Origin of the sequence: Paraburkholderia sp. EB58 (assembly GCF_050436665.1) — a bacterium.
Taxonomy (GTDB): domain Bacteria; phylum Pseudomonadota; class Gammaproteobacteria; order Burkholderiales; family Burkholderiaceae; genus Paraburkholderia.
Map to the genome: position 1 here is coordinate 445,043 of NZ_JBNDMQ010000002.1, position 26,053 is coordinate 471,095.

General features: G+C 63.4%; 26 protein-coding genes. 15 read left to right on the forward strand and 11 right to left on the reverse strand.

Annotated features, from left to right (window positions below):
• Window positions 1-79: 79 nt before the first annotated feature.
• The 3 genes from flhF to P3T40_RS04625 are packed head-to-tail and all read left to right on the forward strand — an operon-like array spanning window position 80 to window position 3,644.
• A complete protein-coding gene (gene flhF / locus P3T40_RS04615; protein ID WP_429266486.1) occupies window positions 80-2,020 on the forward strand; it encodes a flagellar biosynthesis protein FlhF in 1,941 nt (646 codons plus the stop codon).
• Window positions 2,013-2,882, forward strand: a complete 870-nt coding sequence (locus P3T40_RS04620; RefSeq protein WP_429266487.1) for a MinD/ParA family ATP-binding protein — start codon at window positions 2,013-2,015, stop codon at window positions 2,880-2,882. The genes flhF and P3T40_RS04620 overlap by 8 nt, the downstream gene beginning before the upstream one ends.
• Window positions 2,883-2,909: 27 nt before the next feature.
• Window positions 2,910-3,644, forward strand: coding sequence for an RNA polymerase sigma factor FliA (locus P3T40_RS04625; protein ID WP_429266488.1), 735 nt, complete (start codon window positions 2,910-2,912; stop codon window positions 3,642-3,644).
• A 178-nt stretch (window positions 3,645-3,822) separates the two neighbouring features.
• Here the strand turns inward: P3T40_RS04625 and P3T40_RS04630 are convergent, their stop codons facing one another.
• The 3 genes from P3T40_RS04630 to flgA all read right to left on the reverse strand — a co-directional run bounded on the left by P3T40_RS04630 (window position 3,823) and on the right by flgA (window position 6,343).
• Window positions 3,823-4,266: a flagella synthesis protein FlgN gene (locus tag P3T40_RS04630; protein WP_429266489.1), complete on the reverse strand. Its 444-nt coding sequence runs from the start codon at window positions 4,264-4,266 to the stop codon at window positions 3,823-3,825.
• A 76-nt stretch (window positions 4,267-4,342) separates the two neighbouring features.
• Window positions 4,343-4,696, reverse strand: a complete 354-nt coding sequence (gene flgM / locus P3T40_RS04635; RefSeq protein ID WP_429266490.1) for a flagellar biosynthesis anti-sigma factor FlgM — start codon at window positions 4,694-4,696, stop codon at window positions 4,343-4,345.
• Between the two features lie 141 nt (window positions 4,697-4,837).
• Entirely contained in the window at window positions 4,838-6,343 is a 1,506-nt protein-coding gene (gene flgA / locus P3T40_RS04640; RefSeq protein WP_429266491.1) for a flagellar basal body P-ring formation chaperone FlgA, read from the reverse strand.
• Between the two features lie 220 nt (window positions 6,344-6,563).
• Between flgA and flgB the strand changes: the two genes are divergently transcribed.
• The 12 genes from flgB (at window position 6,564) to flgL (ending at window position 18,866) form a co-directional block, all read left to right on the forward strand.
• Window positions 6,564-7,061: a flagellar basal body rod protein FlgB gene (gene flgB, locus P3T40_RS04645; protein ID WP_429266492.1), complete on the forward strand. Its 498-nt coding sequence runs from the start codon at window positions 6,564-6,566 to the stop codon at window positions 7,059-7,061.
• Window positions 7,062-7,168: 107 nt separating this feature from the next.
• Complete coding sequence (gene flgC, locus P3T40_RS04650) at window positions 7,169-7,594, forward strand: flagellar basal body rod protein FlgC (RefSeq protein ID WP_429266493.1); 426 nt, start codon at window positions 7,169-7,171, stop codon at window positions 7,592-7,594.
• Window positions 7,595-7,650: 56 nt separating this feature from the next.
• Complete coding sequence (locus tag P3T40_RS04655; protein WP_429266611.1) at window positions 7,651-8,334, forward strand: flagellar hook assembly protein FlgD; 684 nt, start codon at window positions 7,651-7,653, stop codon at window positions 8,332-8,334.
• A 47-nt stretch (window positions 8,335-8,381) separates the two neighbouring features.
• Window positions 8,382-9,896 (forward strand): flagellar hook-basal body complex protein, encoded by a 1,515-nt coding sequence (locus P3T40_RS04660; RefSeq protein WP_429266494.1) that lies wholly within the window; start codon window positions 8,382-8,384, stop codon window positions 9,894-9,896.
• A gap of 20 nt (window positions 9,897-9,916) precedes the next feature.
• Window positions 9,917-10,678: a flagellar basal-body rod protein FlgF gene (gene flgF, locus P3T40_RS04665; RefSeq protein ID WP_429266495.1), complete on the forward strand. Its 762-nt coding sequence runs from the start codon at window positions 9,917-9,919 to the stop codon at window positions 10,676-10,678.
• A gap of 39 nt (window positions 10,679-10,717) precedes the next feature.
• Complete coding sequence (gene flgG, locus P3T40_RS04670; protein ID WP_429266496.1) at window positions 10,718-11,506, forward strand: flagellar basal-body rod protein FlgG; 789 nt, start codon at window positions 10,718-10,720, stop codon at window positions 11,504-11,506.
• Window positions 11,507-11,538: 32 nt separating this feature from the next.
• The gene (flgH, locus tag P3T40_RS04675; protein ID WP_429266497.1) at window positions 11,539-12,243 is read left to right on the forward strand and encodes a flagellar basal body L-ring protein FlgH; all 705 of its coding nucleotides are present in this window, start codon (window positions 11,539-11,541) and stop codon (window positions 12,241-12,243) included.
• Window positions 12,244-12,245: 2 nt separating this feature from the next.
• Window positions 12,246-13,412: a flagellar basal body P-ring protein FlgI gene (locus P3T40_RS04680; protein ID WP_429266498.1), complete on the forward strand. Its 1,167-nt coding sequence runs from the start codon at window positions 12,246-12,248 to the stop codon at window positions 13,410-13,412.
• Between the two features lie 9 nt (window positions 13,413-13,421).
• Window positions 13,422-14,348 carry a flagellar assembly peptidoglycan hydrolase FlgJ gene (flgJ, locus tag P3T40_RS04685; protein ID WP_429266499.1) on the forward strand — a complete coding sequence of 309 codons (927 nt, stop codon included), beginning with the start codon at window positions 13,422-13,424 and terminating at the stop codon, window positions 14,346-14,348.
• A 349-nt stretch (window positions 14,349-14,697) separates the two neighbouring features.
• Window positions 14,698-15,453 (forward strand): flagellar brake protein, encoded by a 756-nt coding sequence (locus tag P3T40_RS04690; RefSeq protein WP_429266500.1) that lies wholly within the window; start codon window positions 14,698-14,700, stop codon window positions 15,451-15,453.
• A 135-nt stretch (window positions 15,454-15,588) separates the two neighbouring features.
• Window positions 15,589-17,583: a flagellar hook-associated protein FlgK gene (gene flgK / locus P3T40_RS04695; protein ID WP_429266501.1), complete on the forward strand. Its 1,995-nt coding sequence runs from the start codon at window positions 15,589-15,591 to the stop codon at window positions 17,581-17,583.
• 11 nt (window positions 17,584-17,594) lie between these two features.
• A complete protein-coding gene (gene flgL, locus P3T40_RS04700) occupies window positions 17,595-18,866 on the forward strand; it encodes a flagellar hook-associated protein FlgL (protein ID WP_429266502.1) in 1,272 nt (423 codons plus the stop codon).
• A gap of 39 nt (window positions 18,867-18,905) precedes the next feature.
• On the opposite strand, the gene fliR is transcribed toward flgL, so the two are convergent.
• From fliR to P3T40_RS04740, 8 genes are all read right to left on the reverse strand, one after another.
• Window positions 18,906-19,688 (reverse strand): flagellar biosynthetic protein FliR, encoded by a 783-nt coding sequence (gene fliR, locus P3T40_RS04705; protein ID WP_429266503.1) that lies wholly within the window; start codon window positions 19,686-19,688, stop codon window positions 18,906-18,908.
• 26 nt (window positions 19,689-19,714) lie between these two features.
• On the reverse strand, window positions 19,715-19,984 hold the full coding sequence (gene fliQ, locus P3T40_RS04710; protein WP_429266504.1) for a flagellar biosynthesis protein FliQ: 270 nt from the start codon (window positions 19,982-19,984) through the stop codon (window positions 19,715-19,717).
• Between the two features lie 35 nt (window positions 19,985-20,019).
• Entirely contained in the window at window positions 20,020-20,874 is an 855-nt protein-coding gene (fliP, locus tag P3T40_RS04715) for a flagellar type III secretion system pore protein FliP (RefSeq protein ID WP_429266505.1), read from the reverse strand.
• Window positions 20,875-21,435 carry a flagellar biosynthetic protein FliO gene (gene fliO, locus P3T40_RS04720; RefSeq protein WP_429266506.1) on the reverse strand — a complete coding sequence of 187 codons (561 nt, stop codon included), beginning with the start codon at window positions 21,433-21,435 and terminating at the stop codon, window positions 20,875-20,877.
• A complete protein-coding gene (gene fliN / locus P3T40_RS04725; protein ID WP_429266507.1) occupies window positions 21,432-21,884 on the reverse strand; it encodes a flagellar motor switch protein FliN in 453 nt (150 codons plus the stop codon). The genes fliO and fliN overlap by 4 nt, the downstream gene beginning before the upstream one ends.
• Window positions 21,877-22,875, reverse strand: a complete 999-nt coding sequence (gene fliM, locus P3T40_RS04730; protein WP_429266508.1) for a flagellar motor switch protein FliM — start codon at window positions 22,873-22,875, stop codon at window positions 21,877-21,879. The genes fliN and fliM overlap by 8 nt, the downstream gene beginning before the upstream one ends.
• Window positions 22,876-22,930: 55 nt before the next feature.
• The gene (fliL, locus tag P3T40_RS04735; RefSeq protein WP_429266509.1) at window positions 22,931-23,446 is read right to left on the reverse strand and encodes a flagellar basal body-associated protein FliL; all 516 of its coding nucleotides are present in this window, start codon (window positions 23,444-23,446) and stop codon (window positions 22,931-22,933) included.
• Between the two features lie 1,000 nt (window positions 23,447-24,446).
• Complete coding sequence (locus tag P3T40_RS04740) at window positions 24,447-25,973, reverse strand: flagellar hook-length control protein FliK (protein ID WP_429266510.1); 1,527 nt, start codon at window positions 25,971-25,973, stop codon at window positions 24,447-24,449.
• Window positions 25,974-26,053: the final 80 nt, after the last annotated feature.

The following is a 26,053-nucleotide window of genomic DNA, read 5'->3' on the forward strand; positions in this document are numbered from 1 at the left end:
CCCTGGACATCTTTCGCAATAATCGATCTCAATGGGAAGCGGTATGTTGCCGGTCCGTTAACCTCATCGGGGGTCGAGCTTGAACATTCGTAAATTTGTCGGTGCTACCAGTCGCGACGCGCTGCGCCTCGTTCGCGAGGCTCTGGGCCCCGACGCGGTCGTGCTGTCGAACCGCACGATCGAGGACGGTACCGTCGAAATCGTCGCACTCGCCGACAGCGAACTCGCGGCGATCACCCCGAAGAAGCGCGACGGCGCCAGCGCAGCCGCGCCATCGTCAGCAGCGCCCGCCCGCGCGCCGATGATGCAAGCCAATCCCTACGCGAGCGGCATGCCGGACGTGTTTTCATCGGTGTTCGGCGCGAGCCCGGAAGCCGGTACCGAGAGCACGTCGGCCAGCAACACGCCGGCGCAGCCGGCGGCAAGTGCAGCAGCACCGGCACCGGCCGCAACGGTAACTGCAGCTGCAGCAACGGAACAGCCGGCCGGCGCGATCTCGCAGAGCGCTGCCGCTGGACAAGCACCGCTTGGTTCGCAAGCCGGCCAAGCCTCACAAATCACGCCGGCACTGCAAGCTGCACCGCAAGCGCAAGCCGCCTCGGCAGCACCGGCGCCGTCCGTCCCGCAAGTGCCGCGCACCAGCGACGACATCCGCGCCGACGTCCTGAAGGCCGCAGGCATTCCGCCGGCACCGGCGTCGCTTGCCCCGGTTGCGCCCCGCACGATGGCGGAGTCGAACCCCTGGCTGATCGACCACGCGCGCAACATTGCCGGCAAGCAGCAGGGCGCCTACAGTGCACGGCCTTCGTCGATGACGCCGGCTGCGGCGATGGCGAAGGGCCTCGGTGCACCGGCTGAGATTCAAGTCGGCGCACGGACCTCGTTTAGCAACGCCGAAACGCCCGACTGGGCGCGCGAAGCCGCACAACTCGCCGCGCGCCGCGCTGCACAGAAGACGAACCCGATGGACGACACCCGCGCGCCGAACAATACCGCCGCGAGCGTCACGGAAGCCATCAAGGCGCGCATGGAGCAGGTCGTCAACGAAACGGTGATGAGCGAGCTCTCCTCGATGCGCGGCATGATGGAGGAACACTTCGCCGGCCTGCTGTGGGCCGACCGCCAGCGCCGCAGCCCGACGCGCGCGTCGCTGACCAAGCACCTGTTCGCCGCGGGCTTCTCCGCGCAACTGGTGCAGATGATGGTCGACAACCTGCCACCTGAAGTCGACAACATGGAAGGCGGGATGGACTGGGTGCGCAGCGTGCTCGAGTCGAACCTGCCGATCATGGAAAACGAAGACGCGCTGATGGAGCGTGGCGGCGTGTTCGCGCTGATGGGCCCGACGGGCGTCGGCAAGACCACCACCACAGCCAAACTCGCCGCGCGTTGCGTGATGCGTTTCGGCGCGAGCAAGGTGGCACTCCTGACCACCGACAGCTACCGGATTGGCGGCCACGAGCAACTGCGCATTTTCGGCAAGATCCTCGGCGTCTCGGTACACGCCGTGAAGGACGGCGCCGATCTGCAACTGGCGCTTGCCGAGCTGCGCAACAAGCACATCGTGCTGATCGACACGATCGGCATGAGCCAGCGCGATCGCTCCGTGTCTGACCAGATATCCATGTTGTGCCGCGCCGGTCAACCGGTGCAACGTCTGCTGCTGCTCAACGCGACCAGCCACGGTGACACGCTCAACGAGGTCGTGCAGGCCTACCAGCGCGCACCGGATCAGCAGCCGCTCGCCGGCTGCATCCTGACCAAGCTCGACGAAGCCACCAATCTGGGCGGTGTGCTCGACACGGTGATCCGCTACAAGCTGCCGGTGCATTACGTTTCGACCGGCCAGAAGGTGCCCGAGAACCTGTATGTTGCGACCAAAAAATTCCTGATCAAAAGCGCCTTCTGCATTCCGCGCGACAGCTCGCCGTTCGTGCCACACGACGACGATATTCCGGCCTTGCTCTCGGCGCTCTCCGCGCGCTCGACGTCCGAACTGCACGAGGTACGTTTTGGATAAAGTCGTTTCGGATCAAGCAGAAGGACTGCGGCGTCTGTTGGCCCGCAGCGGTTCACGGGTTGTGGCGGTGACGGGCGGCTCGACCAGCGTCGGTTGCACCACGACGGTTGTCAATCTGGCGGCCGCGCTGGCCGAACAGGGCAAGGATGTGCTGGTGATCGACGAGTGCCTCGGCGATCACTCAGTGAGCGCGATGCTCGGCGGCGTGCGCGGTGCGGGCAACTTCGCGGCGGTAATGCGCGGCGAGATGCCGCTCGAAGCGGCCGTGGCTCGCCACGCACTCGGTTTTTCCGTGCTGGCCGCCTCGCGCAGCAATCGCGAAGGCTACAGCGCAGAGCAACTGAGCGTGGTGCTGGAAGGTCCCGCTGATGTCGTATTGATCGACGCGCAGCTCGACCGGCTCGGCCAACTCTCCGCGCTGGCGATGCAGGCGCATGACCTGATGATCGTCACGCGGGTGGCCGCCCAGGCGATCACCGATGCGTACGCCTGCATGAAGCGTCTGCATTACGCACACGGCATCGGCCAGTTCCGCGTGCTGGTGAATCTCGTGCAAAGCGTCACCGACGCGCACACCGCATTTGAAAACCTCGCGGGGGTGGCGGGGCGTTATCTGACCGTGTCGCTGGACGACGCCGGCTGTATCGCCGCCGATCCGCGCATGGCCCGGGCGCTCGAACTGTCGCGCTGCGTCGTCGACGCATTTCCGTCGACACCGGCCGCGCGTGGTTACCGGCATCTCGCCGCCGAATTGCAGTACTGGCCGATGCGGCCAGCGATGTCGTCACGCCACCACTGGGTGGCCCCGGCGACAGTAACAGCGGCGCAACACGCCGACCAACCGTCTGCGCAGCCCGCCTGAAGGGGCGATGCGGACAAGGGGAGCACGATGTACAACGCTCAGGGAAAGATTTCCCAAGCCGAGGTTCTGACGAAGTACGCGCCGCTGGTGCGGCGGCTCGGCTTGCAGCTAGTCGCGAAAATGCCGGCGAGCGTCGATCTCGACGACTTGATTCAGGCCGGCATGATCGGGCTGCTGGATGCTGCGAGCCGGTACAAGGAAGACCAGGGCGCGCAGTTCGAGACCTACGCGAGCCAGCGGATTCGCGGCGCGATGCTCGACGAGCTGCGCAGCAACGACTGGCTGCCGCGCAGCCTGCGCCGCACCTCGCGTGAGGTGGAGACGGCCGTGCACCAGGTCGAACAGACGCTGGGTCGCTCGGCCAGCGAAACGGAGATCGCCGGTCATCTGAAGATGCCGCTCGACGAATATCAGTCGATGCTGCAGGACCTGCATGGCAGCCAGCTGATCTATTACGAAGACTTCGACCGTTCCGCTGACGACGAGCCGTTCCTCGACCGCTATTGCGTCGATCACTCGGACCCGCTCTCCGCGCTGCTGGACGAAAGCCTACGCGCCGCGCTGGTCGAGGCGATCGAGCGCCTGCCGGAGCGCGAAAAGCTGTTGATGTCGCTGTACTACGAGCGCGGCATGAACCTGCGCGAAATTGGCGCGGTGATGGAAGTCAGCGAATCGCGGGTCTGCCAGTTGCACAGCCAGGCGGTGGCGCGGTTGCGCACGCGCCTGCGCGAGATGGCCTGGGCGAAGGCCGAAGCCGAATAAATCGACGCGGGCGACGGTACGCTGTCGCAACCGCGCAGAAGCTTTGAGATTGAACGCCGTCCTAGTGACGGCTTTTTTTTGGGGGAGGGGGAGACAGGCAGCGCGGGGGCCACCCAAAAAGACAAAACCGGCCCGACGCAAGTTCAGACAACACTCGCGCCGCGACCGGCTTCTTGACTTAAAGTGCGCCGAATCCCGGGACCCGGCCATTCGGCCCGTAGAACGAGGGCTTCGGCGGGCGAACCTGCAGCACATCGAGGGCGCGCTGGTTGTAGTCCATGCGGGTGCGGATCAGCACGCCATTGGTCTTGTTGGAGCGATGTGCGCGCTTGGCGGACTGCTGCAGCAAAGCCCATTGCGCGGCGAGCTTCGGGTCGCGCCCGGCGGCCAGTTCGATGCCGCTCCAGCCGCCCGGCAAGCCCATTTCGGCGAGTTGGCTGTCGCGGATCTTCTCCAGCGTCGCCAGCTTGCCGACCAGTTCGATTTTCTTCTCGACGATCGGCCGCAACATCTCAGCCGGATTGACCTGGCACAACGCTTTCTGTTCGGCGACCAGCACCGAGGCGAATGCTTCGATGGTGGCGTACTCGTCGATAACGGTGGCAAGCAGGGCGTCTTTCATCGCAACTCGCTTTCACGGCGGCCCGCTCATGACGCGCGGGCCAGGGTTTTAAGGTGTCGCCTGACGGCGTCCAACCTTAATTGCCGGTCGCCGGGGCTCTCGTTTGCAACAGGCTGCGGGTGGTTTCAAGCACGCCGTCAGCAATCTTGCCCGGATCGATGGTCAGTGTGCCGTTCTTGATGGCCGCCTTAATCGATTCGACGTGAGCGGTGTCGATGTCTGCCGAACCCGAGGTTGCCAAGTTACGCAGGTCGGACGACAGGCCCGACAGGCTCACATTCGCGTCGCCACCCGAGCCGGTGGCGGCTTGCGCGGTGGTGGTCGCGCCTTGGGCGGGGCTAGCCGCCGTCGTCAGACTGTCCTGCTGCGTGCGCGTCGCGCCGTTGGTCAGGCTGTCTGTCTGGGTGCTGGTGGTGGAATCGATTTTCACGATTGGCTTCCTGAACGATTTGATTCTTATAACGGCAATCAAGAAGCCAAACTTTAGCGCAATTGGTGTATCCCTTTGTAACGGCGGCGCCGACCAGACTTTCGCGTGAATTCCCGTCCCGCGCCCGGTTTCGGGTTCGGATCACATCTGGATCTGAACCGTTGAACTGTTCTTCACGATCCCCATGAGAATCTGGCCCGTGGAGGTCCTCACCCTGACCGGCTGGCCCGGCGTCGCATTGCTCAGCGCGCTGCCTTCCGAGGAAATCGAAAAGCCGTCGCCCTGCGCCACCACCCGCACCAGCGTTCCCGCGGTCACCGAGGCGGTGTTCTTCAACATGTCCTGACGCAGCGGCAGACCCGCGCCGACCCGCATCAACGTGACTGAACCGATCGCTTGCGACGGCGCCGTGATGATCGACATGGGCAGCATGGTCAGATCGCCGTCGCGCCCCTCTATATCGGCTTCCGAAATCACCTCGCCGGGCATCATGGCCCGTGCGGCTACGTAGTAGGTCGCGTGGATCGAAACCTTGGCCTGCAGCCAGACTGTCCACGGATGCCCGCTCGTGCAGCGGACCCCCACCGTAGTACGGCCCCACAGGCGCGCGCCGTTCGGCATGAAAGGCTGCAGCGTGGCGCAGGCCGCGAGCCCGCGCGGGAAGGCCTGCGCCACGGTCAGTTCGACATTGCCGGGCAAGCCGTTGGCCTGCTGCTTGAGGAAGTCGAGCGCTGCGGCGTGGATCAGTTCGCCGTCTTCCTGGCCTGCCGGTACCGGCACGGCGGCTTGGGCCGGCTGAGACGCCTGCGTGGTCTGAGCGGCTTGGGCTGGCTGAAGCGCCGGATTGAGTGCTGGATTGGCTGCCGTTTGTGCCGTTTGTGCCGCTTGCGCTGCCTGCGCGGGCTGCAGAGCCCGCACTGCCTGCTCGCGTTGCGCCGCCTCAGCGAGTGCTTGCGCCTGGTTCTGCACCCGAGCTAACGTTTGGACCCGCACTGCGGCGACGCGCGGCGCCGGGCTGCGGGCCGGTGCGCTGGCGCCGAGTTCAGGCGGCTCACCGCGCGAGGCGAGGCTGTCGATTTCGATATCGCTCGCGGGTGCCGCAGCCGGCACGGTGGCCGGAGCCGCATTGACCGGCCGCACGGACGCGGCGTAGGCGCGCGGCGGCGCCGAGGTGACGATCACCGGCACGACCTGGCTTGCGGCGAGCGCTGGGCTCATGTTGACGCGGGTGAGGCCGGGGTTGTTCGCAGGACTGACTTGCGGCGTGCTCACCATGACCGGGGCGCCCGGCGCCGCGGCCTCACCGGTCCCGGGAATCACGATGGCGCCACTCGCGTTCGCCAGCGCGCTAAACCGATCGCTGACCGGCAGTGTCGCCGAAGGCGTCATCACCGCTGCGAGCTGCGGATTCATCGCCCGTGTGCTGTGGTTGCCGCTGGCGCTGGTCGCCATCGCGGTCATCCTGGCGAGATCGGCCGGGTTCTGTTCACCGGGGCCCGGGATCACGATCGGACCACCCGCCTGCTGGGCAAGCGCCACAGGCGCGAACCACACACCCGCCACTGCGCACACCAGCCAGGCAGCAGCAGTGCGTCGCGTAACGATGCGGCAGCGCGGCTGCGGCACATCGCGAGTGGGTCGGGCCATCGTGAATCTCCAGCATGTGGCAAAGGTACGAATTGCATTCTAGTGACGCCGCTTATCCCGCAAGCGTCGAATAGAGGCGACCTTCCCCGGTTATTCCGACGATTGCCGCTTGCACGGCGCGCCTAAGATGCTTCTCATGCAAAAAGGCCTTTTGGGGCGCCGCATCTGACGTGCGCGTTGCAACGCACGGCAGACGCGGGAACGTTATCCGGAGATTTCAATGCTCGACAAACTCGATGCCGAATTTGCCTTTGGCCGTCAGGTGCTCGATGTCCGCTCGTACCGGCAGGAATTGCTGTCGTCGAATATCGCGAATGCCGACACGCCAGGTTACAAGGCGCGCGATGTCGATTTCTCGTCGACCCTCGCAGGGGCGCTGAGAAAGAACGGCGGCAGCACCAACGGCACCGGCACATCGAACAGCTCGACGCTGGCGATGACACAGTCCGCTGATGTCACGAGCGGCATGACGATGGCGTCCGACGAGCCGGGCCACATGGCCGGCAAGGCGAGCCTGATCGCCACCGGCGGCCCGAGCGACGACTACGGCCAACTGCAGTACCGCATTCCGGTGCAACCGTCACTCGATGGCAACACGGTGGACCTCGACGCGGAACGCGTGCAGTTTGCCGATAACTCGCTGCATTTCGAATCGACCATGACGGAAGTGTCTGGCCAGATCAAATCGATGCTGTCGGCGATCACGTCCGGCTCCTGATGGAGTTCTGATGCGACGACCGGCACACGCTGGATGTATCCGCTAAAAACCACGCACACGGGAATCAACCAAGCCGGAACCTGCCGGCAGGAGAGGTCAGAGAAGCCATGCCATCCCTGATGAATATTTTCACTGTCGCCGGTTCGGCCATGTCGGCCGAATCGCAACGGCTCAACGTGACGGCGTCGAACCTGGCGAACGCCGACAGTACGACGGGTCCGGACGGTCAACCGTACAAGGCCAAGCAGGTCGTGTTCGCAGTCAACCCGCTTGGTGGCTCGCGTTCCGCGTCCGGCCAGCAGGTCGGCGGCGTGCAGGTGACTGGTGTGGTGGACGATCCGACGCCGATGAAGCAGACCTACGACCCGGGCAACCCCGCGGCCGACGCGAACGGCTACGTGACGATGCCGAACGTCGACCCGGTGGAAGAAATGGTCAACATGATCTCGGCGTCGCGCGCTTATCAGGCGAACGTCGAAACCCTGAATACAGCAAAGACGTTGATGCTGAAAACTCTCACCATCGGAACCTGAGGAGCACTTCCTTGACCACACCAATCGGCGGCAGCGGGACTACGGTCTCAAACCTCATGCAGGACACGATGAGCGCGAACTCGGCGACCGGTTCGGCGTCCAGTTCGTCGGCCAGTTCCGCGAGCAGTTCCGCCAATTCGGGCGCATCGCTGCAGAGCACCTTTTTGCAACTGCTCGTCACGCAGTTGCAAAACCAGGATCCGACCAACCCGATGGACAGCTCGCAGATGACCTCGCAGCTCGCGGAAATCAACACCGTGACGGGCATCAGCCAGTTGAACACCTCGCTTTCGTCGCTGTCGACGCAGCTCAATGCAGGCCAGACCTCGCAAGCTGCGTTGCTGATCAACTCGAGCGTGCTGGCTCCGGGAAACTCGATCACCGTGGCGAGCGGCAAGACCAACGAGTTCGGCGTGCAGCTTGCCACCGCCGAGGACAACGTGCAGGTCAACGTGGTGAACTCGTCCGGCCAGGTCGTCAACACACTCAATCTCGGCAACCAGTTGGCCGGCACCGTGCCGATCACGTGGTCACCGGTCGATTCTTCGGGCAACGCGTTGCCTGCCGGCAATTACACGATCACTGCGACAGGTGTGTTGCCGACCGGTGCGGCCGGCACCGCCACCGCGCTCACGCCGGGCGTCGTCGAGAGCGTCGTGCAGGGTGCGAACGGTGCGCCGAGCCTCGTGTTGTCGAACGGCAATACGGTTCCCCTGACTTCGGTCGCGGCAGTCCTCTAAGCAAACAGTTCAACCAGATTTAGACATTTTCCGGAACGGAGACCGTCATGGGTTATCAGCAAGGTTTGAGCGGCCTGTCGGCCGCATCGAGCGATCTGGACGTGATTGGCAACAACATTGCCAACTCGGACACGGTCGGTTTCAAGAGCGGCACCGCCGTGTTCGCCGATCTGTATGCAAACTCGGTCGCCACGGCCGTGAACGACCAGATTGGTATTGGCACGCAGCTCGCCGAAGTGCAGCAGCAGTTCTCGCAGGGCACGATTGATACGACAGGCCAGTCGCTGGATGTCGCCATTAACGGCAGTGGCTTCTTCCAGATGTCCAACAATGGGTCGCTCACGTATTCGCGCAACGGCATATTCCAGGTGAACAAGGCCGGCCAGATCACGAATGCGCAAGGCTTGCAGGTGATGGGTTACGCAGCCAACGCCGCCGGCGTCATCAATACCGCGCAAACCGTGCCGCTGACGGTGCCGACCCAGAACATCGCGCCGTCGGAGACGACCACCGTCGGCGCCCAGTTCAACCTGGACGCGCAGGCCGTGGCTACGATCGGTACGGTCGCGACCCCCTCCACGACCGATACCGGCTCGCTCGTGAGCAGCGGCGTGACGGTCACGGACCCGACCCAGACGACCAACTCGGACGCCTACACGATCACCTTTACCGCAACGGGCACGCCCCCGACGTACACGTATTCGGTCCAGGACACGACGGCCGGTACGGCGCCCGTGACCGGTACTTACACCGCGGGTACGGCGATTCCGCTCGGCGCCGGTCAGAGCGTGGCGTTTACTGGCACACCCGGGAACAACGACACGGTGACGGTGGCGAATACCACCTTCAACCAGAACGCCTCGACAACCTACAACTACGGGAATAATTTCACGGCCTACGACTCGCTCGGCGGCCAACAAACCGTCGACTATTACTTCGCGAAGACGAGTTCGGGCAACTGGAACATCTACGCAGGCGTCGCAGGTTCCACGGCGGCTCTTGTCGGCACCGCGCAGTTCAACAGTTCCGGCACGCTGACCAGCGTGACGAGCACGACGCCGTCGACCGTACCGGATTCACTGGTGTTCTCGATTCCGAATACGGACGGATCCGGCACGCCGCAGCAGATCACGCTGAACCTGACGGGAACGACACAGTACGGTGGCCAGACCGGGCTCAACGGCTCCCCGACGAACAACGGTTTCGCGGCCGGCACACTATCGAGTTACTCGATCGGTCCGGACGGCGTCATTACCGGCACCTATTCGAACCAGCAGACTGCCGCGCTCGGTCAGATCGTGCTGGCGAATTTCAACGACCCGAACGGCCTTGTCGACCTTGGCAATAACGAGTATGAAGCGACCGAGGCCTCGGGCCAGCCGCAGATCGGCGTGCCGGGCGGTACCAACCTCGGCGTCCTGCAGGGCGGCGCGGTGGAAGAGTCAAACGTGGACCTGACCAATTCCCTGGTCGACCTGATCACTGCGCAACGCAACTACCAGGCGAATGCGCAGACGATCAAGACGCAGCAGACCATCGACCAGACGCTGATCAACCTGTAAGCGTCACCGGAGCCGAACGAATGACCGACCGTCTGATTTATACCGCGATGTCGGGCGCCACCCAGGCGCTCGAGCAGCAGGCCATTGTCGCGAACAATCTCGCGAACACCTCGACCACCGGGTTTCGCGCCCAGCTCGAGACGTTTCGCGCGGTACCGATGTCGTTCGGCGACGGCAGTTCAGTCAACGACGAGACCACGCGCACCTTCGTGCTCTCGTCGACCCCGGGCGCGGACGAAACGCCCGGACCGATTCAGCAGACCGGCAATCCGCTCGACGTCGCCGTGCAAGGCGACGGCTGGCTCTCCGTGCAGACCGCCGACGGCGGCGAGGCGTATACGCGCGCCGGCAATCTGCACATCGACCAGAACGGGCAACTGGTGAACGCGACCAATCTGCCGGTGCTGGGCACGGGCGGCCCGATCTCGGTCCCGCCTGGCGCGCAGATCACCATCGGTAAGGACGGCACGGTCTCCGCGCTCGCACCGGGAGATCCGGCTTCGGCGATCGCGGTGGTCGATCAGCTGAAGCTGGTGAAGCCGGCGGCCGGCTCGCTCACGCGCAGCGACGACGGCATGTTTCGCAGCGCCGACGGCAATCCGGTCGACGCCGATCCGACCGTGACGCTCGCACCCGAATCGCTGGAAGGCAGCAATGTGAATCCGGTGAACGCAATGGTCTCGATGATCACCAATGCGCGGCAATTCCAGATGCAGACCAAGATGATCGAAAACGCCGATCAGAACGACCAGACTGCCAACCAGTTGCTCACCTTCAGCTAACGGGCAAGACGCACGCGTCGACCCAGGAGAACTCACACTGTGAACCGCTCACTCTATATCGCTGCGACGGGCATGAACGCGCAGCAGTCCCAGATGGACGTCATCTCGAACAACCTTGCGAACGTTAGCACTAACGGTTTCAAGGGCTCGCGCGCCGTGTTCGAAGATTTGCTGTATCAGACGGTGCGGCAGCCTGGCGCCGACTCGACGCAGCAGACACAAGTGCCGTCGGGTATTCAGCTCGGCACCGGTGTGCAACAGGTCGCCACGGAGCGTCTGTACACCCAGGGCAACCTGCAGCAAACCGGCAACTCCAAGGACGTGGCGATCAACGGCAACGGGTTTTTCCAGGTGCAGATGCCGGACGGCACCACGGCCTATACCCGCGACGGTTCATTCCAGACCAACGCGCAGGGCCAGCTCGTGACGTCGAGCGGCTATCAGGTCATTCCGGCGATCACGATTCCGCAAAACGCCACGCAGCTGACCATCGGCACCGACGGCGCCGTGTCGATCACCCAGGGTAACTCGACCGTCTCCACGCAGGTCGGCTCGCTGCAGCTTGCGACCTTCATCAACCCGGCCGGCCTCGACGCGCAAGGTGAAAACCTGTTCGCGGAAACCACTTCGTCGGGTACGCCGAACGTCTCCGCACCGGGTGCGAACGGGACGGGTTCGCTGCAACAGGGCTACGTCGAAACGTCGAACGTGAACGTCGTGCAGGAGCTGGTCAACATGATCCAGACCCAGCGCGCGTACGAAATCAACAGCAAGGCTGTAACCACGTCCGATCAGATGTTGCAGACCCTGTCGCAGATGCAGGTCTAAGAGTTCGGGACTACAGGCGGTAGGTAAACACGATGTCGCAATTCAATCTCAATCCGGTCATGGGCGACGCACGCAGCGCGCTCGTCGCCACGGCCAGCGTGCTGGCCCTGGCGCTGGGCGGCTGCGCGCTGGTGCCGAAGCAGCCCATCGTGCAGCAGCCGATGACGGCCGTGCCGCCGGTGCCGCCGCATGCTCAGACGCCGGGCTCGATCTTCAACCCGGGCTATGCGGGCCGGCCGCTTTTTGAAGACCAGCGGCCGCGCAATATCGGCGACATCCTGACTATCGTTATTCAGGAAAACATCAACGCAACCAAGTCGTCAGGGGCCGCCGCCAATCGCGCTTCCACGACCCAGTTCTCTACCACGACCGCTGGTTTCCTCAACGGCCTGTTCGGCAAGGCCAACCTTAATTCCCAGGGCTCCAACACGTTCCAGGGGACCGGCGGCGCGAATGCATCCAACACGTTCAATGGCGTGATCACCGTCACGGTGACCAACGTGCTGCCAAACGGCAACCTGGTGGTGAGCGGCGAAAAGCAGATGCTCATCAATCAGGGCAACGAGTTTGTGCGTTTCTCGGGCGTGGTCAACCCGAACACGATTTCCGGTTTGAATGCGGTGTACTCGACCCAGGTGGCCGACGCCAAGATCGAATACTCGGCGAAGGGCTATATCGACGAAGCGGAAACCATGAGTTGGCTGCAACGCTTCTTCCTTAACGTTTCGCCGTGGTGACCATGAGACTCGCATCTTTCCGCCCTTTCGGCCACGCCTGTCTGGTGTTCGCGCTCACGTGCGGGGCGCTGCTGCCCGTCACGCAGGCAGCCCACGCCGAACGGCTGAAGGATCTGGTCGCGATTCAGGGTGTGCGCGACAACCCGCTGATCGGCTACGGCCTCGTCGTCGGTCTCGACGGTACGGGTGACCAGACCACGCAGACCCCGTTCACGACGCAAACGCTCGCGAACATGCTCGCGAACCTCGGCATCTCGATCAACAACCAGTCGGCCGGTTCATCGAACAGCACTTCGGCGCTGACCAGCATCCAGTTGAAGAACGTCGCGGCCGTGATGGTGACGGCGGTGCTACCGCCGTTCGCGCGGCCGGGTGAGGCGATCGACGTCACCGTGTCGTCGCTTGGGAATGCGAAGAGTTTGCGCGGCGGTACGCTGCTGCTCACGCCGATGAAGGGTGCCGACGGCGCTGTCTACGCGCTTGCCCAGGGCAACATGGCGGTGGGTGGCGCGGGCGCCAGCGCGAACGGCAGCCGGGTGCAGGTGAACCAGCTCGCAGCCGGCCGCATCGCCGCGGGTGCGATCGTCGAGCGTGCGGTGCAGACCAGCATCACGCAGGACGGCACGATGCAGCTCGAACTGAACGACATGGACTACGACACGAACCAGCGCATTGTGGCCGCAGTCAACAACGCCTTCGGCCAGGGCACCGCTACGCCGCTCGACGGCCGCACGATCCAGCTGCGCGCACCGGCCGATCCGTCGCAGCAGGTCTCGTTCATGGCGCAGCTTGAGGATCTCGATGTGAAGCCGGCGGCAGGCGCTGCGAAGGTCGTGCTGAATGCGCGCACCGGCTCGATCGTGATGAACCAGATGGTGACGCTCGAGAACTGCGCGGTCGCGCACGGCAACCTCTCGGTGGTGGTCAATACGCAGCCGGTGGTGAGCCAGCCGGGCGCGTTTTCGAACGGCCGCACCGTGGTGGCCCAGCAATCCCAGATCCAGTTGAAGCAGGACGACGGTGCGATGAAATACGTCAAAGCCGGCGCCAATCTGGCCGATGTTGTAAAGGCGCTCAACGCGCTTGGCGCGACGCCCGCCGATCTGATGTCGATCCTGCAGGCCATGAAGGCGGCAGGGGCCTTGCGTGCCGAACTTGAAATCATCTAAGGAGTCGCGATGACTACCGATCCCACTTCAGGCCCGAATGATCTGACCCAGCGTTTTGCGCTGGATGTTCAGGGATTCGACAGCCTGCGTGCCAAGGTTGCCGCGTCGCCGCAGCAAGGCGTGAAGATGGCCGCCAAGCAGTTCGATGCGAGCTTCATCACGATGATGCTGAAGAGCATGCGCGACGCGACGCCGCAGGACGGCCCGCTCGATTCGCGCGACGGTGCGCAGTTCACCTCGATGATGGACGAGCAGATGGCGCAGCAGATGTCGTCCAAGGGTATCGGCGTGGCCGATGCCATGCTCAAGCAGTTGATGAACAACGCCGGCATGCAAAGCGGCAGCGCCAGCAGCGGTAGCACGGCTGCGCTGGACGCGCTGGCGAAGGCCTACGGCAATTCGCAGGCGAACGGCTCGCTCGCCAACGGCGTCGGCTATTCGCGCAACAGCGCGTTGACACCGCCGTTGCACGGCGACGGCACGACCCATGTCGATGCGTTTGTCGACAAGCTGGCCTCGTCCGCTCAGGCGGCGAGCGAAAGCACCGGCGTGCCGGCGCGCTTCATTATCGGCCAGGCTGCGCTCGAGTCGGGCTGGGGCAAGCGCGAGATCATGAAGGCGAACGGCGAGACCAGCCACAACGTATTCGGCATCAAAGCGACCAAGGACTGGACCGGCAAGACCGTGTCGACGGTGACCACCGAATACCGCAACGGCCAGCCGCAGCGGGTCGTCGAAAAATTCCGCGCCTACGACTCGTACGACGAGGCGATGGCCGATTATGCGCAATTGCTGAAGAACAACCCGCGCTACGCGCAGGTGCTGAACGGTTCGCACGACGCGGCAGGCTTTGCGGCCGGCATGCAGCGGGCGGGCTACGCCACTGATCCGCATTACGCGAAAAAGCTGATGTCGATCATGAGTCGTATGAGCTGACCGGCCCGGGCGGGTCGGCAGGAAAAGCAGCAGGCGACGGGGCCATGTCGCAAAACAAGACGGTGGGGCCGACGGCACGCATACGTGCCGCCGGCCAAGCCGCAACAATGGGTGAGTGCCGCAAGGTTGATGCGGGATGGGTGAATGGTTCAAGAGTGGAGTGGAACGTGACCGGTTTAACGTTTGCGCCAAATATTTCCCTCGGTTACCCTAAACTTTGGGTTCAGACTGCCGCTATTCAGTCAGACCTAAATACCGGGTAATGTTTTCCCGGTCAACGCACGTGTCACGGTCCCCGGCACTGGACCTCGGGCACGAGCCCGTCAGAAACATGCATACCGGCAAGCCCATGGATACCACTGAGACGAACGGCCAAACGGACGGCTCTTCTGAAACCGGCAACGACTTCGGTCGCCGCAATCCGCTGGAGATCGGTGTCCAGTTGCGCAATCTCGTCAACCGCGGTGATTTTCTGACCGCGCAGTACAAGGGAGGCCAACTTGTCACCCGGATTCTCGACGTCGACGTGCGCGAACGCACGTTCACTTTCGACTGGGGCGCGCTCGCCGAGCAGAACCGCGGCCTGATCGCTGCGCCCCGGTGTGTGTTTCACGCCCAGCCTGAAGGCGTGCGCGTCGAATTTGTCACCGGCACGCCGCGCGAGACCCGCTTCGAAGGCCGGCCGGCGTTCGAAGCCGACTTCCCCGAAGTGCTCTTCTACGTGCAGCGCCGCGAGTATTTCCGCGTCGACGCGCCCGTGCTCGACCCCTACATCTGCACGGGCCGGCTGCCCGACGGGGACCGCTTCCGTTTCGAAGTGCACGACCTGTCGCTCGGCGGCGTGGGCATGCGCACGACCGACGCGCGCGTGGTCGACCTGCCGATGGGGTGCGTGCTGGACGATTGCGAACTGAGTCTCGGTGCGCCGGGCAAGCTTTCGGTGGATCTGCAACTCGTGTCGTTCCGCGCAGTCGATCTGCCGAACGGCGCCCAGCGTTACCAGCTTGGCATGCGTTTCGTGGCGCTGCCCGGCAATGCCGAGAACACGTTGCAGAGGCTGATTACGCAACTTGAAATGAAGCGTCGCTCGCTGGTGCGAACCTGATTTTGGCGCGCGTCGCGGCAGGATTGCGGCGCGCGTTTAAATACCGGTTGCCCCCTCAATTTTGTCGCCAGTGCGCCGATATACAGAGAGTCTTGGCAACTCGGTGGGCGCGTTGCCAGCCCTTCAGGATGACGCATGTCCAGCAACCTAATCAATATCGGTCTCAGTGGACTTAACGCAGCCCAGTGGGGGCTGACGGTAACCAGTGAGAACATCAGCAATTCGACGACCCCCGGCTATGACGTCGAGAATCCCGTCTACTCGGAAAGCTCCGGTGAGTACACAGGCTCCGGCTATCTGCCGCAGGGCGTCTCCACCACGACGGTCCAGCGCGCCTACAGCCAGTACCTGGCGAGCCAGTTGAATACCGCGCAATCGCAAAGCGGCTCGTTGAATGCCAACTATACGATGCTGCAGCAGTTGAACAACCTGGTCGGCAGCCCGACGTCGGGTATTTCGACGGCGATCTCGACCTTTTTCACGGGTTTGCAGAACGTCGCTAACGGTGCATCGAGTGTAGCGACACGGCAGACTGCGATCAGCGACGCGCAGTCGCTCGCGAACGAGCTGAACTCGGCGGGCGCGCAGTATGACCAGATGGGTCAGAGCGTCAACACGCAGTTGTCCGAAACGGTGACGCAGATCAACACGTACACCACGCAGATCGCTTCCCTGAATCAACAGATCGCCACTGCCAGTTCTCAAGGGCAGCCGCCCAACCAGTTGCTGGACCAGCGCGACGAGGCGGTGTCCAACCTTTCGCAGCTCGTGGGTGTGCAGGTGGAAACGAGTTCCAACGGCGACGCGAATGTGTTCCTGACGAGCGGTCAGGCGCTGGTCACCGGATCGACCAGCTTCAACCTCGGCGCCTCGCCCTCGCCGGCGAATCCAAACGAGGACTCGATCACCTATCTGGGCGCGGCCGGCACGACGCCGACTGCCAAGACCACGCAGTACCTGTCCGATAGCACCATGCAGAACGCAGGTGGGGCGCTCGGCGGTTTGATCCAGTTCCGTACCCAATCACTCGACCCTGCCGAGGCGCAACTGGGTGCCATCGCCACCAGTTTCGCTGCGCAGGTCAACAACCAGAATGAGCTCGGTCTCGATCTGAATGGCAACCCCGGGACCGCGTTGTTCTCGGTGGGGGGGCCGCAGGTCACGGCGAACACGAACAACACGGGTAACGCCACCCTCAGCGTCACCTTGAGCAACGCGACGCAGCCGCCAACGGGCAACTACACCCTGTCATATAACGGCGCCGCCTATACGCTGACCGACAATTCGACGGGTGCAACGGTGGCCTCGGTGACCAGCCTGAGCCAGCCGATCGACGGCATGCAGTTCTCGATCGGTTCCGGCACGATGCAGCCCGGCGATTCGTTCTCGGTCTCGCCGACGAGCGGTGCGCTCGACAGCTTCTCCCTCGCGACGACCAGCCCCTCGGCGATTGCTGCCGCATCGCCTGTGCTGACGACGGCTTCGACGGCTAATACCGGCACGTTGAGTGTCTTGTCGAGCTCGGTATCGCAGGGTTATTCCTTGCCTTCGACGCCGACCACGATTACCTACAACTCCGCGTCGGGTGGTTTCACTGGCTTCCCGGCGGGCTCGGTGGTGACGATCAACGGTACCCCCACGACCATCGCTTCGACGTCGACGGTCGTGCCGTATTCGCCGACCGCCGGCGCGACGATGACGATCAGCACGACGCCGGTCACGGCCGGCTCGATGAACGGCGTGACGGTGTCGCTCAGCGGCACGCCCGCGAACGGCGACACCTTCACCATCGCCCCGAACACCAATGCGCAGAGCGATGGCAGCAACGCGAAGCTGATGTCGAACATCGTGTCGGCCGCGACGCTGGACGGCGGGACCGCGACGCTCACCCAGGCCTATGCGAGCTACGTCAATTCGGTAGGCAACGCAACGAGTGAGGTCGGCGCGTCGAACACGCAGCAGAGTGCGCTGGTGACGCAGGTCACCTCGGCGCAGCAGTCGGTGTCGGGCGTCAACATCAACGAGGAAGCCGCGAACCTGCTGCAGTATCAGCAGCTGTATCAGGCTAACAGCAAGGTGATTCAGACCGCGCAGACGTTGTTCCAGACCATTATCGGCATCTTCCAGTAAGGCGTTGAATCATGCGTATCTCTACGTCCCAATTTCAGAGCATGAACGTCCAGGCAATGGACAATCAGCAAGCCGAACTCGCCCAGCTTTATGGAGAAATCTCGAGCGGCTCGGCCATCTCGACCCCCTCGGACAATCCGCTGGGCGCGGCGCAGGCGGTGCAGCTCAGCGAGCAAGGCGCCGCGCTGTCGCAATACGCAACCAATCAGAGCAGCGCGACAACCAACCTGAATTCGGAAGATACGACGCTTACGAGCGTTATCACCGCGCTGCAATCCGTGCATCAACAGTTGGTCGGCGCCGGCGACGGCACCCTTAACGATACGAACCGCGGTTCGATCGCCACTACGCTCCAGGGTCTCGAGAACGAACTGGTGAGCTACGGCAACACGACCTCGCCGGGCGGCGGCTACCTGTTCGGCGGCTTCCAGTCGGCATCGCAACCGTTCACGCAGAATACGTCCGGGGCAATCGTCTATAACGGCGATAACGGTGTGTCGAGCGTGCAGATCTCCGATTCAACCTCGGTCGCGACCAGTGACAGCGGCTCGTCAGTTTTCCTGAGCGTCACGCCGCAAACGGCGAGCCCGGTTCCCGCAGGCGCCGCGACGAATACCGGCACGGGGACGATCGGCGCGGTGAGCACCAGCGGCTCAACGACTGCCGCCGAAAACGACGCCTACGCGATCAATTTCACCGTGACCGGCACCGGCAGCGCGGCGGTAACGACCTACACGGTGACCGATACCACGACCGGCACGCAAATCACACCCCCAGTGACCACCCCGGCAACGGCGGACCCGACCTATACCGCTGGCTCTTCCATTGCGCTGGGCACGACCGGTATGAGCGTGGCGATTTCCGGCGCACCGGCCAACGGCGATTCGTTCACCGTGACGCCCGCGGCGAACACCACGAACTCGAATATTTTTTCGACCATCCAGAGCATGATCACGGCGTTGCAGACGCCGGCCGACACGCCCACCGCGCAGGCGGCTCTGACGAATTCACTCGCGTCGGGTCTCACTCAGGTGGAGAACACGCTGAACAATGTGACCGCGGTGCAGGCGTCGGTGGGCGGCCGGACGCAGCAGGTTGAGGCGATGCAGACCGTGACCGCGTCGCTGACGTCGCAAAATACGACGGCGTTGAGCGGCATCGTTTCGACCAATCTGACCCAGACGATCAGCCAATACACGCAGACGCAATACTCGCTGCAGGCGTCGGAACAGGCGTTCGTGCAGGTTCAGCAACAGTCGTTGTTCCAGTACCTGAATCAGTAAGCGACGAGCGGCGTCCGCTCGTGACGGCGGGTGCCGCTGCTAATGCAGTCCCGCCGCGACCCGCGCCATCTGCTCAATCCCGTTATCGAACAGCCGCGCGAAGAACGGAATCATGTTCGGCACCATCAACTGCAATAGCAGCATACCGACCAGCATCGTCAGCGGAAAGCCGATCTGGAACACGCCGATCTGCGGCGCGGCGCGGTTGAGAATGCCGAGCGACAGGTTGGCGATCAGCAGGGCAGCAACCACCGGCAACGCCAGCAGCAGCCCCATCGAAAAGATCGTGCCACCCCAGTTCACCAGCGAGCGCCAGCCGGCGGCGCCGAGCAGGTCGGCGGAGATCGGCAGCGTCTGGAAGGTGGCGATCAGCGCGCTCACCATCTGCAGGTGACCGTCGAGCACCAGAAACACCAGCATCGCAAACACGTTCAGATAGCTCGAGAGCACCGCGGTCGAGCCGCTCGATTGCTGATCGAAAAAGGTCGCGAAGCCCAGACCCATGCCGAGACCGACGAATTCGCCGGTGGCCTGAATCGCGGTGAAGACGATCTGCATGGTCAGGCCGAGTGCGGCGCCGATCACGAACTGGTTGACGATGATCCATACGCCCATCGCCGAGAAGACCGTGAACTGCGGCATCGGGCCGAGCGTCGGGGCGACGATGATGGTGATGAAGCAGGACAGGCCGACCTTCACCGGTGTCGAAACGGACGCATTGCCGAACAACGGTGCGCTGGCCACCAGCGCCAGAATCCGCACGAGCGGCCACAGAAACGCGGCCATCCACGAGTTCAGTTGCGCATAGGTGACGGAAAACATGGCGGCGGCCTAGTCCCTTGCGTCGCTCAGTTGGCGAGCGTCGGGATGTTCATCAGCATCTGGCGCAGATAGTCGAGCATGTTCGTCAGCATCCACGGACCGGCAACTACCAGGGTGATGGCGATCGCCAGCAGCTTGGGGATGAACGACAGGGTTGTTTCGTTGATCTGCGTGGCTGCCTGAAACAGGCTCACGGCCAGACCGACAACGAGCGCCACGAGCAACAACGGTGCGGACATCAGCAAGGCGATGTACATCGCCTGGTGCGCGAGCGCCATGACTGATTCGGGTGTCATGATGAATGGGCCAGAAGCGTTGAGGGTTAAACAGGTTAGACGAAGCTCTGCGCGAGCGAGCCGATCAGCAACTGCCAGCCGTCCACCAGCACGAACAGCATCAGCTTGAACGGCAGTGAGATCGTCGCAGGCGAGACCATCATCATCCCCATCGACATCAGCACGCTCGCCACCACCATGTCGATGATCAGGAACGGAATGAAGATGGTAAAGCCAATCTGGAAGCCGGTTTTCAGCTCGCTCGTCACAAAGGCCGGCACCAGCAGCGGCAGCGGCACGTCTTCCGGGCCCTGCATCGGCGGTGCGTGCGAGATCCGCGCGAACAGCGCGAGGTCGGTCTCGCGGGTCTGCCGCAGCATGAACGTCTTGAACGGCGCGAGACCGCGTGTGACCGCCTGATCCATCGGCAGCGTGCCGTCCGAAAACGGCTTGTAGCCGTCGTTATAGGCCTTGTCGATCACCGGCGACATGATGAACAGCGTGAGGAACAGCGCAAGACCGACCAGCACCTGGTTCGGCGGCGTGGTGGTGGTGCCCAGCGCCTGGCGCAGCAGCGACAGCACGATGATGATGCGCGTGAAGCTCGTCATCATCAACAGCATGGCCGGCAGGAACGACAGTACCGTGAGCAGCAGCATGGTCTGCACGCTCAGGGAATAGGTCGTGCCGCCATTCGGTCCCGGGCTGGTGTTGAAGGCGGGCAGACCGGCCGTCTGGGCGAACGACAGCGATGGCATTGCCATCAGCAGGATCGGCAATGCCGGCAATGCCAAGGTTGCAAGGCGCCGTAGCGTGCTGCTGAATGTGGCAAGGAGGCTGCGCCGGCGGGTAGCGGAGACACGGGTCGAGGCCGCGTGCTCGCAGCGCGCTTGTGGATGACTGAACTGCATTTACTGATCCCTGCCGTCTGGCCGGTTGAAACGTTTGCCCACTTCGCCCTTCAGCGCCTCGCGAAAGCGCTGTCCGAAGGTACCGGGCAGCGCGCTGCCCGGATTGCCTGGCGGCAGCGTTGCGGCGGATGCTCCCACGCCCGTAGTCGAACCGGCCGGCATGGTGTGCAGCAGACGGACATTGCCGGGTGCCGCGCCGAGCACGAGCCAGGTATCGCCGATCTCGACGACGGCGACGCGCTCCTTGCCGCCGAGCGACGCACCGCCGATGGTCTTCACGAGGCCGCCGCGACTGCCCGGTTGCAGGCCGAATCGGCGCGCGAGCCACGCGCAGGCGAACACGAGACCGATCACGACCAGCAGGCCGAAGACGGTTTGCAGCACCGCGCCGACACCCAGCGACGGCACGGCAGAGCCGGCGCCAACATTGGACGCGATCGGGGCGGGATGATTGACCGCATTCATGTCAGCTGCGGCGGCGCTCAACGAAGGGAGGGCCAGCAGCGCGGCCAGCAGGACGTGCCCGCAACCGCTCGCAATGCGCCCGGCAAGGCGTTTCATCGATTCAGCTTCCGGATCCGCTCGGACGGCGTGATGATGTCGGTCAGGCGGATACCGAACTTGTCGTTGACCACGACGACTTCACCCTGCGCGATCAGACAGCCGTTGACGAGCACGTCCATCGGCTCACCGGCGAGGCCGTCGAGTTCCACCACCGAGCCTTGCGCGAGTTGCAGCAGGTTACGAATGGCGATCTTGGTGCGGCCGAGCTCGACTGTCATCTGGACCGGAATGTCCAGGATCATGTCGATGTCGTTGCGCGTCGTGTTCGGTTCCACCTTCGACAGCGGCTGGAACACGCCGGCGGTCGTCGCGTTGACGGCGCTGTTATCGTTCTGTTCGGCGAGGGCGCTGGCCCAGTCGTCGAGCGCGGCGTCGTCTACTTCCGCGCCGGGCAGTTGCGGCTCTGCCGGCAGTTCCTTCTCCGGCGTTGCGTTCAGCTCAGTCATATCCACCTTCCTTCATCGTGTCCGCTGCGCTGATCATTTTCTGGACGCGCAACGAATATTGACCATTGAAAATACCGTAGCCGCATTCCATCACCGGCACTCCATCCACCTTGGCGGTGATGTGTTCGGGGATGTTGATGGGCAGCACATCGCCTTTGCGCATGTTCAGGATCTGCTCGAACGTGATCGGGATCTGCGCGAGATCGGCGGTCAGTTCGACTTCCGCGGCCTGCACCTGTTGCGAGAGCACGCGCACCCAGCGGCGGTCGACGTCGACGGCTTCGCCCTGGATCGGCGATGACAGGATGTCGCGGATCGGTTCGATCATCGAGTAGGGCATGCAGATATGCAGCGTGCCGCCGGTGGAGCCGAACTCGATCGAGAACTGCGTGACGATGACAATTTCGTTCGGCGTCGCGACGTTGGCGAACTGCGTGTGCATTTCCGAGCGCACGAATTCGAACTGCAACGGACGCACGCTCTTCCACGACGTCGTGTAGTGCTCGAACACGAGGTTGAGCAGCTTGCTGATGATGCGTTGTTCGGTCGCGGTGAAGTCACGTCCTTCGACGCGGGTATGGAAACGCCCGTCGCCGCCGAACAGGTTGTCGACCACAAAGAACACGAGGTTCGGGTCGAACACGAACAGCGACGTACCGCGCAACGGCTTCACGTGGACCAGGTTCAGGTTGGTCGGGATTGGCAGGTTGCGGGTGAACTCGCTGTACTTCAGCACCTTCACGGGGCCGACGGAAATCTCCGCGGTACGCCGCATGAAGTTGAAGATACCGACGCGCAACAGACGCGCGAAGCGGTCGTTGATGATTTCGAGGCCGGGCATCCGGCCGCGGACGATGCGTTCCTGCGTAGCGATGTTGTACGGCCGGACACCGGAGCGATCAGCCTGCTCCGCTTCCGAGTCGGACTCGCCGGTTACGCCCTTGAGGAGTGCATCGACCTCCTCCTGGGACATGAACTCTTCGTGGCCCATTCCTATTCCTCGTGCGTCCCTTGGCGGTTGATGATGGCAGCAGCGTTACGCGGCGTCACTGCACGACGAATTCGGTGAACAGGACATCTTCGACATTGACGGGCGCGGCCCCTTTGTCGGTCGGCTGTTCGATGAGCGTCTTGAGTTCGGTGGCGAGCGCGCGCTTGCCGTCGAGGGGCGCGAGATCATCCGGGTGTTTGTTCGACAGCGCGAGCAGGACGCGGCTGCGGATTTCCGGCATGTGATCGGTGAGCTGTTGCTGGACCTTGGGATCATTCAGCTTGAGCGTGAGACCGATGCGCAGATAGTGTTGCTGGCCGTCATCCGATTGCAGGTTGACGGTCATGGGTTCGAGCGGGAAGAACACCGGGATTGCGAGCGGCGCGGGAGCTGCCGCGGCGGACTGTGCCGGAGCGGGGGCCGGCTCACGGCGGGACATGAAGAACCAAGTACCGGCGCCGGCTGCGCCTGCAGCTAGCAGCGCGATCAGCACGATCAGGATGATGCGCTTCATTGGGCCTGGAGCGGCCGGCTGAACGGTTGCTTGCTGGTTTGCGGTCGTCGATGCCATGGGTGCTTGGTTGCCTCAGTGCTGGTAGGGTGAATTGTTGTTCACTTGCGTGTTGCGTGATGGGTCGAAAAGAAGGGGGTTTGGGGGGTATCTCTTGGGTTTGTTTCGTTTGTCTGACTATGGTTTTGTTTTTTGCTTTTTTGCCTGCGCGGCGCTTTGGTTGTTGTTCCTGCGGTGTTGGCCTTTCCTTGCATTCTTATCGGGCTGTTGGCGTTGCCCTTGGTTGTTTGCCTACGGTGTTGGCCTTTCCTTGCATTCTTAGTGGTCTATTAGCTTCGCCCCTGTGCGGGGCGGCACCTACTTTCTTTGCCGCCGCAAAGAAAGTAGGCAAAGAAAGCGGGCTGCAACCGCCAGCCTTTAGGTGTCCATCTCTGTCGTGAACCGGGAACGGCCCAAAACGAGAGCCGCCCTCGCGCCACACACCTCAGTGACAAAGCACTCATCCGCTTCAGCGTCGCGCTTCGCGCCCCGCCGTCGGGCATAACCCCCTCTGCATGTCTCGGCGGGCGTCATAGCCATGCACACGCCGCCGTACGTTCCCCCGAGTCGCCTCGCTGCGTGATTTGCGCCGCCATGTTGCGCACAGTTCAACGCAAGCGCCTCGCGCGTAACGCAAGCGGTTTGGGACGGGTACAGCTGAAGACGAAACCGAATGAATCGCGGGCAGAAGCAAGCCCGAGTTAGTGGACCTGACCGCCGCGCACGGAGTGCGTGGGCGGGATGAATGACTGCTGTGTCACTAGCGCGTGTGGTGCGAGGGCACGTCTCGTCTCGGGCCGTTCCCGGTGGATGACCGAGATGGCTCACTACGGGCTGGCGGTTGCAGCCCGCTTTCTTTGCCTACTTTCTTTGCGGCGGCAAAGAAAGTAGGTGCCGCCCCGCACAGGGGCGAAGCTAATAGACCGATAAGAATGCAAGGAAAGGCCAACGCCGCAGGCGAACAACCAAAACCAAGGCGCCGCACGCACCCCCCCAAAAGCGCCGCGCAGGCAAAAAAAAATCAAGCAAACGTATCCACCAACCCCACAGACCGCCGAACGGCAACATTACCCACAGTAGCATCGCCCTCAGAATCCCCGCCGGAGGCAAACCCGCTGCCAGAACGACCCTTGGCAGACCCGTTAGAAGACTGACCGCCCTGCCCAGTCTGCCGCGCAAACCCGTCGGAGACACTCGCACTGCCCAGCCCAATCCCATTTTGCTCCATCGCCTCCCGCAACTTCGGCAAGGCCGCCTCAACGGCCTCCCGAACCTGCGGATGCTCCGAAACAAACAACGCATGTGCATGGTTATCGGCAACCTGCAACACCACCTGAAGTGGCCCTAGGTCCTTCGGGTTCAAACTCAACTGGGCACTCTGCTGATCCCCGTTCGCCAGAAACACCACCTTCTGCCCCAACTCCTCCTCCCAGTCCGATGTGCCCACCTTCGACGCCAGCGCGCTCGCCGCCGCGGCGGCGGCCGCCGGGTTCGCCCCCTGCGCCGCTGCCGTCGTTGCTGTCGAGGCGCTCGCCGCCGCAGCCTGGCTCGCCGCCAGCGCCGCATTCGCCGCGTCCGCCGTGCTCTTCGAGCTCGATAAGCTATCCTGCGTAACCGTCGTCGCCGCCGCCAGCGCGTCAGCCGCGTTCTTCGCTTCCGTGCTCGCCGTGCCCCCCGTCGTGGCCGCCGTCTGCTCCATCTTGTCGCCCAGCTTGCCCTTCGCGTCACCCTGCGTCGAGTCGCTCGCTAACGTCTTGCTGCTCGTCGAGACGTGCTCAGCCATTGCCTTGTCGCTGCTCAGCCCACCAGTGTTCGTCGTCGCATTGCCGACATTCACGGCCTGTGCTGGTACCACACTCTGTCCACCACTGAGCGCTGCCAGCGCCGCTTGCAACGCGTCGCTGACCGACTTCGGATCCTCTGCGGCCAGTCGCTTGCCGTGATGCGAGCCGTCCGCCGTCTTGTCGCTGTCCGCGGTGCCCGTCGTGCCGTCCAGCAGCGTACTGGCATCGCCCGTCGTCGCGGTTTTAGCGCCGTCAGCGTCGGCCTGGGCCTGAAGCTGTGCCTGCGCCTGCATCTGCGCCGTCACTAATGCCGCAGCCGGTGAAGTCGTGGGGTTGCCCGAAGCGTCGCCGCTGCGCTGCGACGTCGAGCTCTTATCGTTGCTGCTCGCCTGTTGCGTGTTGCCCGAGGACACGGTCGAGCCAGTGCCACTGCCATTTGCACCGTTGCCGTTATTGGCGTTGTCCGTATTGCTGCTGTTATTCGCGCTGCTCGACGCCTGGGTGTTCGACTGTGAAGCGGCTTGCGCACTCGAAGAAGACGACTGCGCATCCGTCGAAGGCGCGGGCGCCGGCGACGGTGCGGCTGCCTGTGGCGGCACACTCTGCGCGGCGGTACTCGCGCTCTGCGCCGCGTCGTTTTGCGAGTCGATGCTCTGTTGCAAGGTCTGGCCGAACGGCTGCGCGCTCGCGGTGCTCAGCGGCGAACTCGTCGGCAAACTGCTCGAAGCATCGAATAGCGAACTGATAGGCGAAAGTGGCGACATGGCTGATCCTGTCTATCCGGTGAATCCGGTCGGTACGGGTGACGCTGTGATGCGCTCAGGTGCTCAGGCGCCGGCGGGTG

Bases quoted from the DNA above. Each gene is read 5' to 3' on its own strand.
- P3T40_RS04630 (WP_429266489.1), bottom strand. From the start codon at position 4,266: ATGAAAGACGCCCTGCTTGCCACCGTTATCGACGAGTACGCCACCATC.
- flgB (WP_429266492.1), top strand. From the start codon at position 6,564: ATGCTCGACAAACTCGATGCCGAATTTGCCTTTGGCCGTCAGGTGCTC.
- P3T40_RS04655 (WP_429266611.1), top strand. From the start codon at position 7,651: ATGCAGGACACGATGAGCGCGAACTCGGCGACCGGTTCGGCGTCCAGT.
- fliN (WP_429266507.1), bottom strand. From the start codon at position 21,884: ATGACTGAGCTGAACGCAACGCCGGAGAAGGAACTGCCGGCAGAGCCG.
- flgH (WP_429266497.1), top strand. From the start codon at position 11,539: ATGTCGCAATTCAATCTCAATCCGGTCATGGGCGACGCACGCAGCGCG.
- P3T40_RS04660 (WP_429266494.1), top strand. From the start codon at position 8,382: ATGGGTTATCAGCAAGGTTTGAGCGGCCTGTCGGCCGCATCGAGCGAT.
- fliL (WP_429266509.1), bottom strand. From the start codon at position 23,446: ATGGCATCGACGACCGCAAACCAGCAAGCAACCGTTCAGCCGGCCGCT.
- flgC (WP_429266493.1), top strand. From the start codon at position 7,169: ATGCCATCCCTGATGAATATTTTCACTGTCGCCGGTTCGGCCATGTCG.
- P3T40_RS04625 (WP_429266488.1), top strand. From the start codon at position 2,910: ATGTACAACGCTCAGGGAAAGATTTCCCAAGCCGAGGTTCTGACGAAG.
- flgL (WP_429266502.1), top strand. From the start codon at position 17,595: ATGCGTATCTCTACGTCCCAATTTCAGAGCATGAACGTCCAGGCAATG.
- flgJ (WP_429266499.1), top strand. From the start codon at position 13,422: ATGACTACCGATCCCACTTCAGGCCCGAATGATCTGACCCAGCGTTTT.
- fliO (WP_429266506.1), bottom strand. From the start codon at position 21,435: ATGAAACGCCTTGCCGGGCGCATTGCGAGCGGTTGCGGGCACGTCCTG.
- fliR (WP_429266503.1), bottom strand. From the start codon at position 19,688: ATGTTTTCCGTCACCTATGCGCAACTGAACTCGTGGATGGCCGCGTTT.
- flgF (WP_429266495.1), top strand. From the start codon at position 9,917: ATGACCGACCGTCTGATTTATACCGCGATGTCGGGCGCCACCCAGGCG.
- fliM (WP_429266508.1), bottom strand. From the start codon at position 22,875: ATGGGCCACGAAGAGTTCATGTCCCAGGAGGAGGTCGATGCACTCCTC.
- P3T40_RS04690 (WP_429266500.1), top strand. From the start codon at position 14,698: ATGGATACCACTGAGACGAACGGCCAAACGGACGGCTCTTCTGAAACC.
- P3T40_RS04740 (WP_429266510.1), bottom strand. From the start codon at position 25,973: ATGTCGCCACTTTCGCCTATCAGTTCGCTATTCGATGCTTCGAGCAGT.
- fliP (WP_429266505.1), bottom strand. From the start codon at position 20,874: ATGCAGTTCAGTCATCCACAAGCGCGCTGCGAGCACGCGGCCTCGACC.
- flgA (WP_429266491.1), bottom strand. From the start codon at position 6,343: ATGGCCCGACCCACTCGCGATGTGCCGCAGCCGCGCTGCCGCATCGTT.
- flgK (WP_429266501.1), top strand. From the start codon at position 15,589: ATGTCCAGCAACCTAATCAATATCGGTCTCAGTGGACTTAACGCAGCC.
- P3T40_RS04680 (WP_429266498.1), top strand. From the start codon at position 12,246: ATGAGACTCGCATCTTTCCGCCCTTTCGGCCACGCCTGTCTGGTGTTC.
- fliQ (WP_429266504.1), bottom strand. From the start codon at position 19,984: ATGACACCCGAATCAGTCATGGCGCTCGCGCACCAGGCGATGTACATC.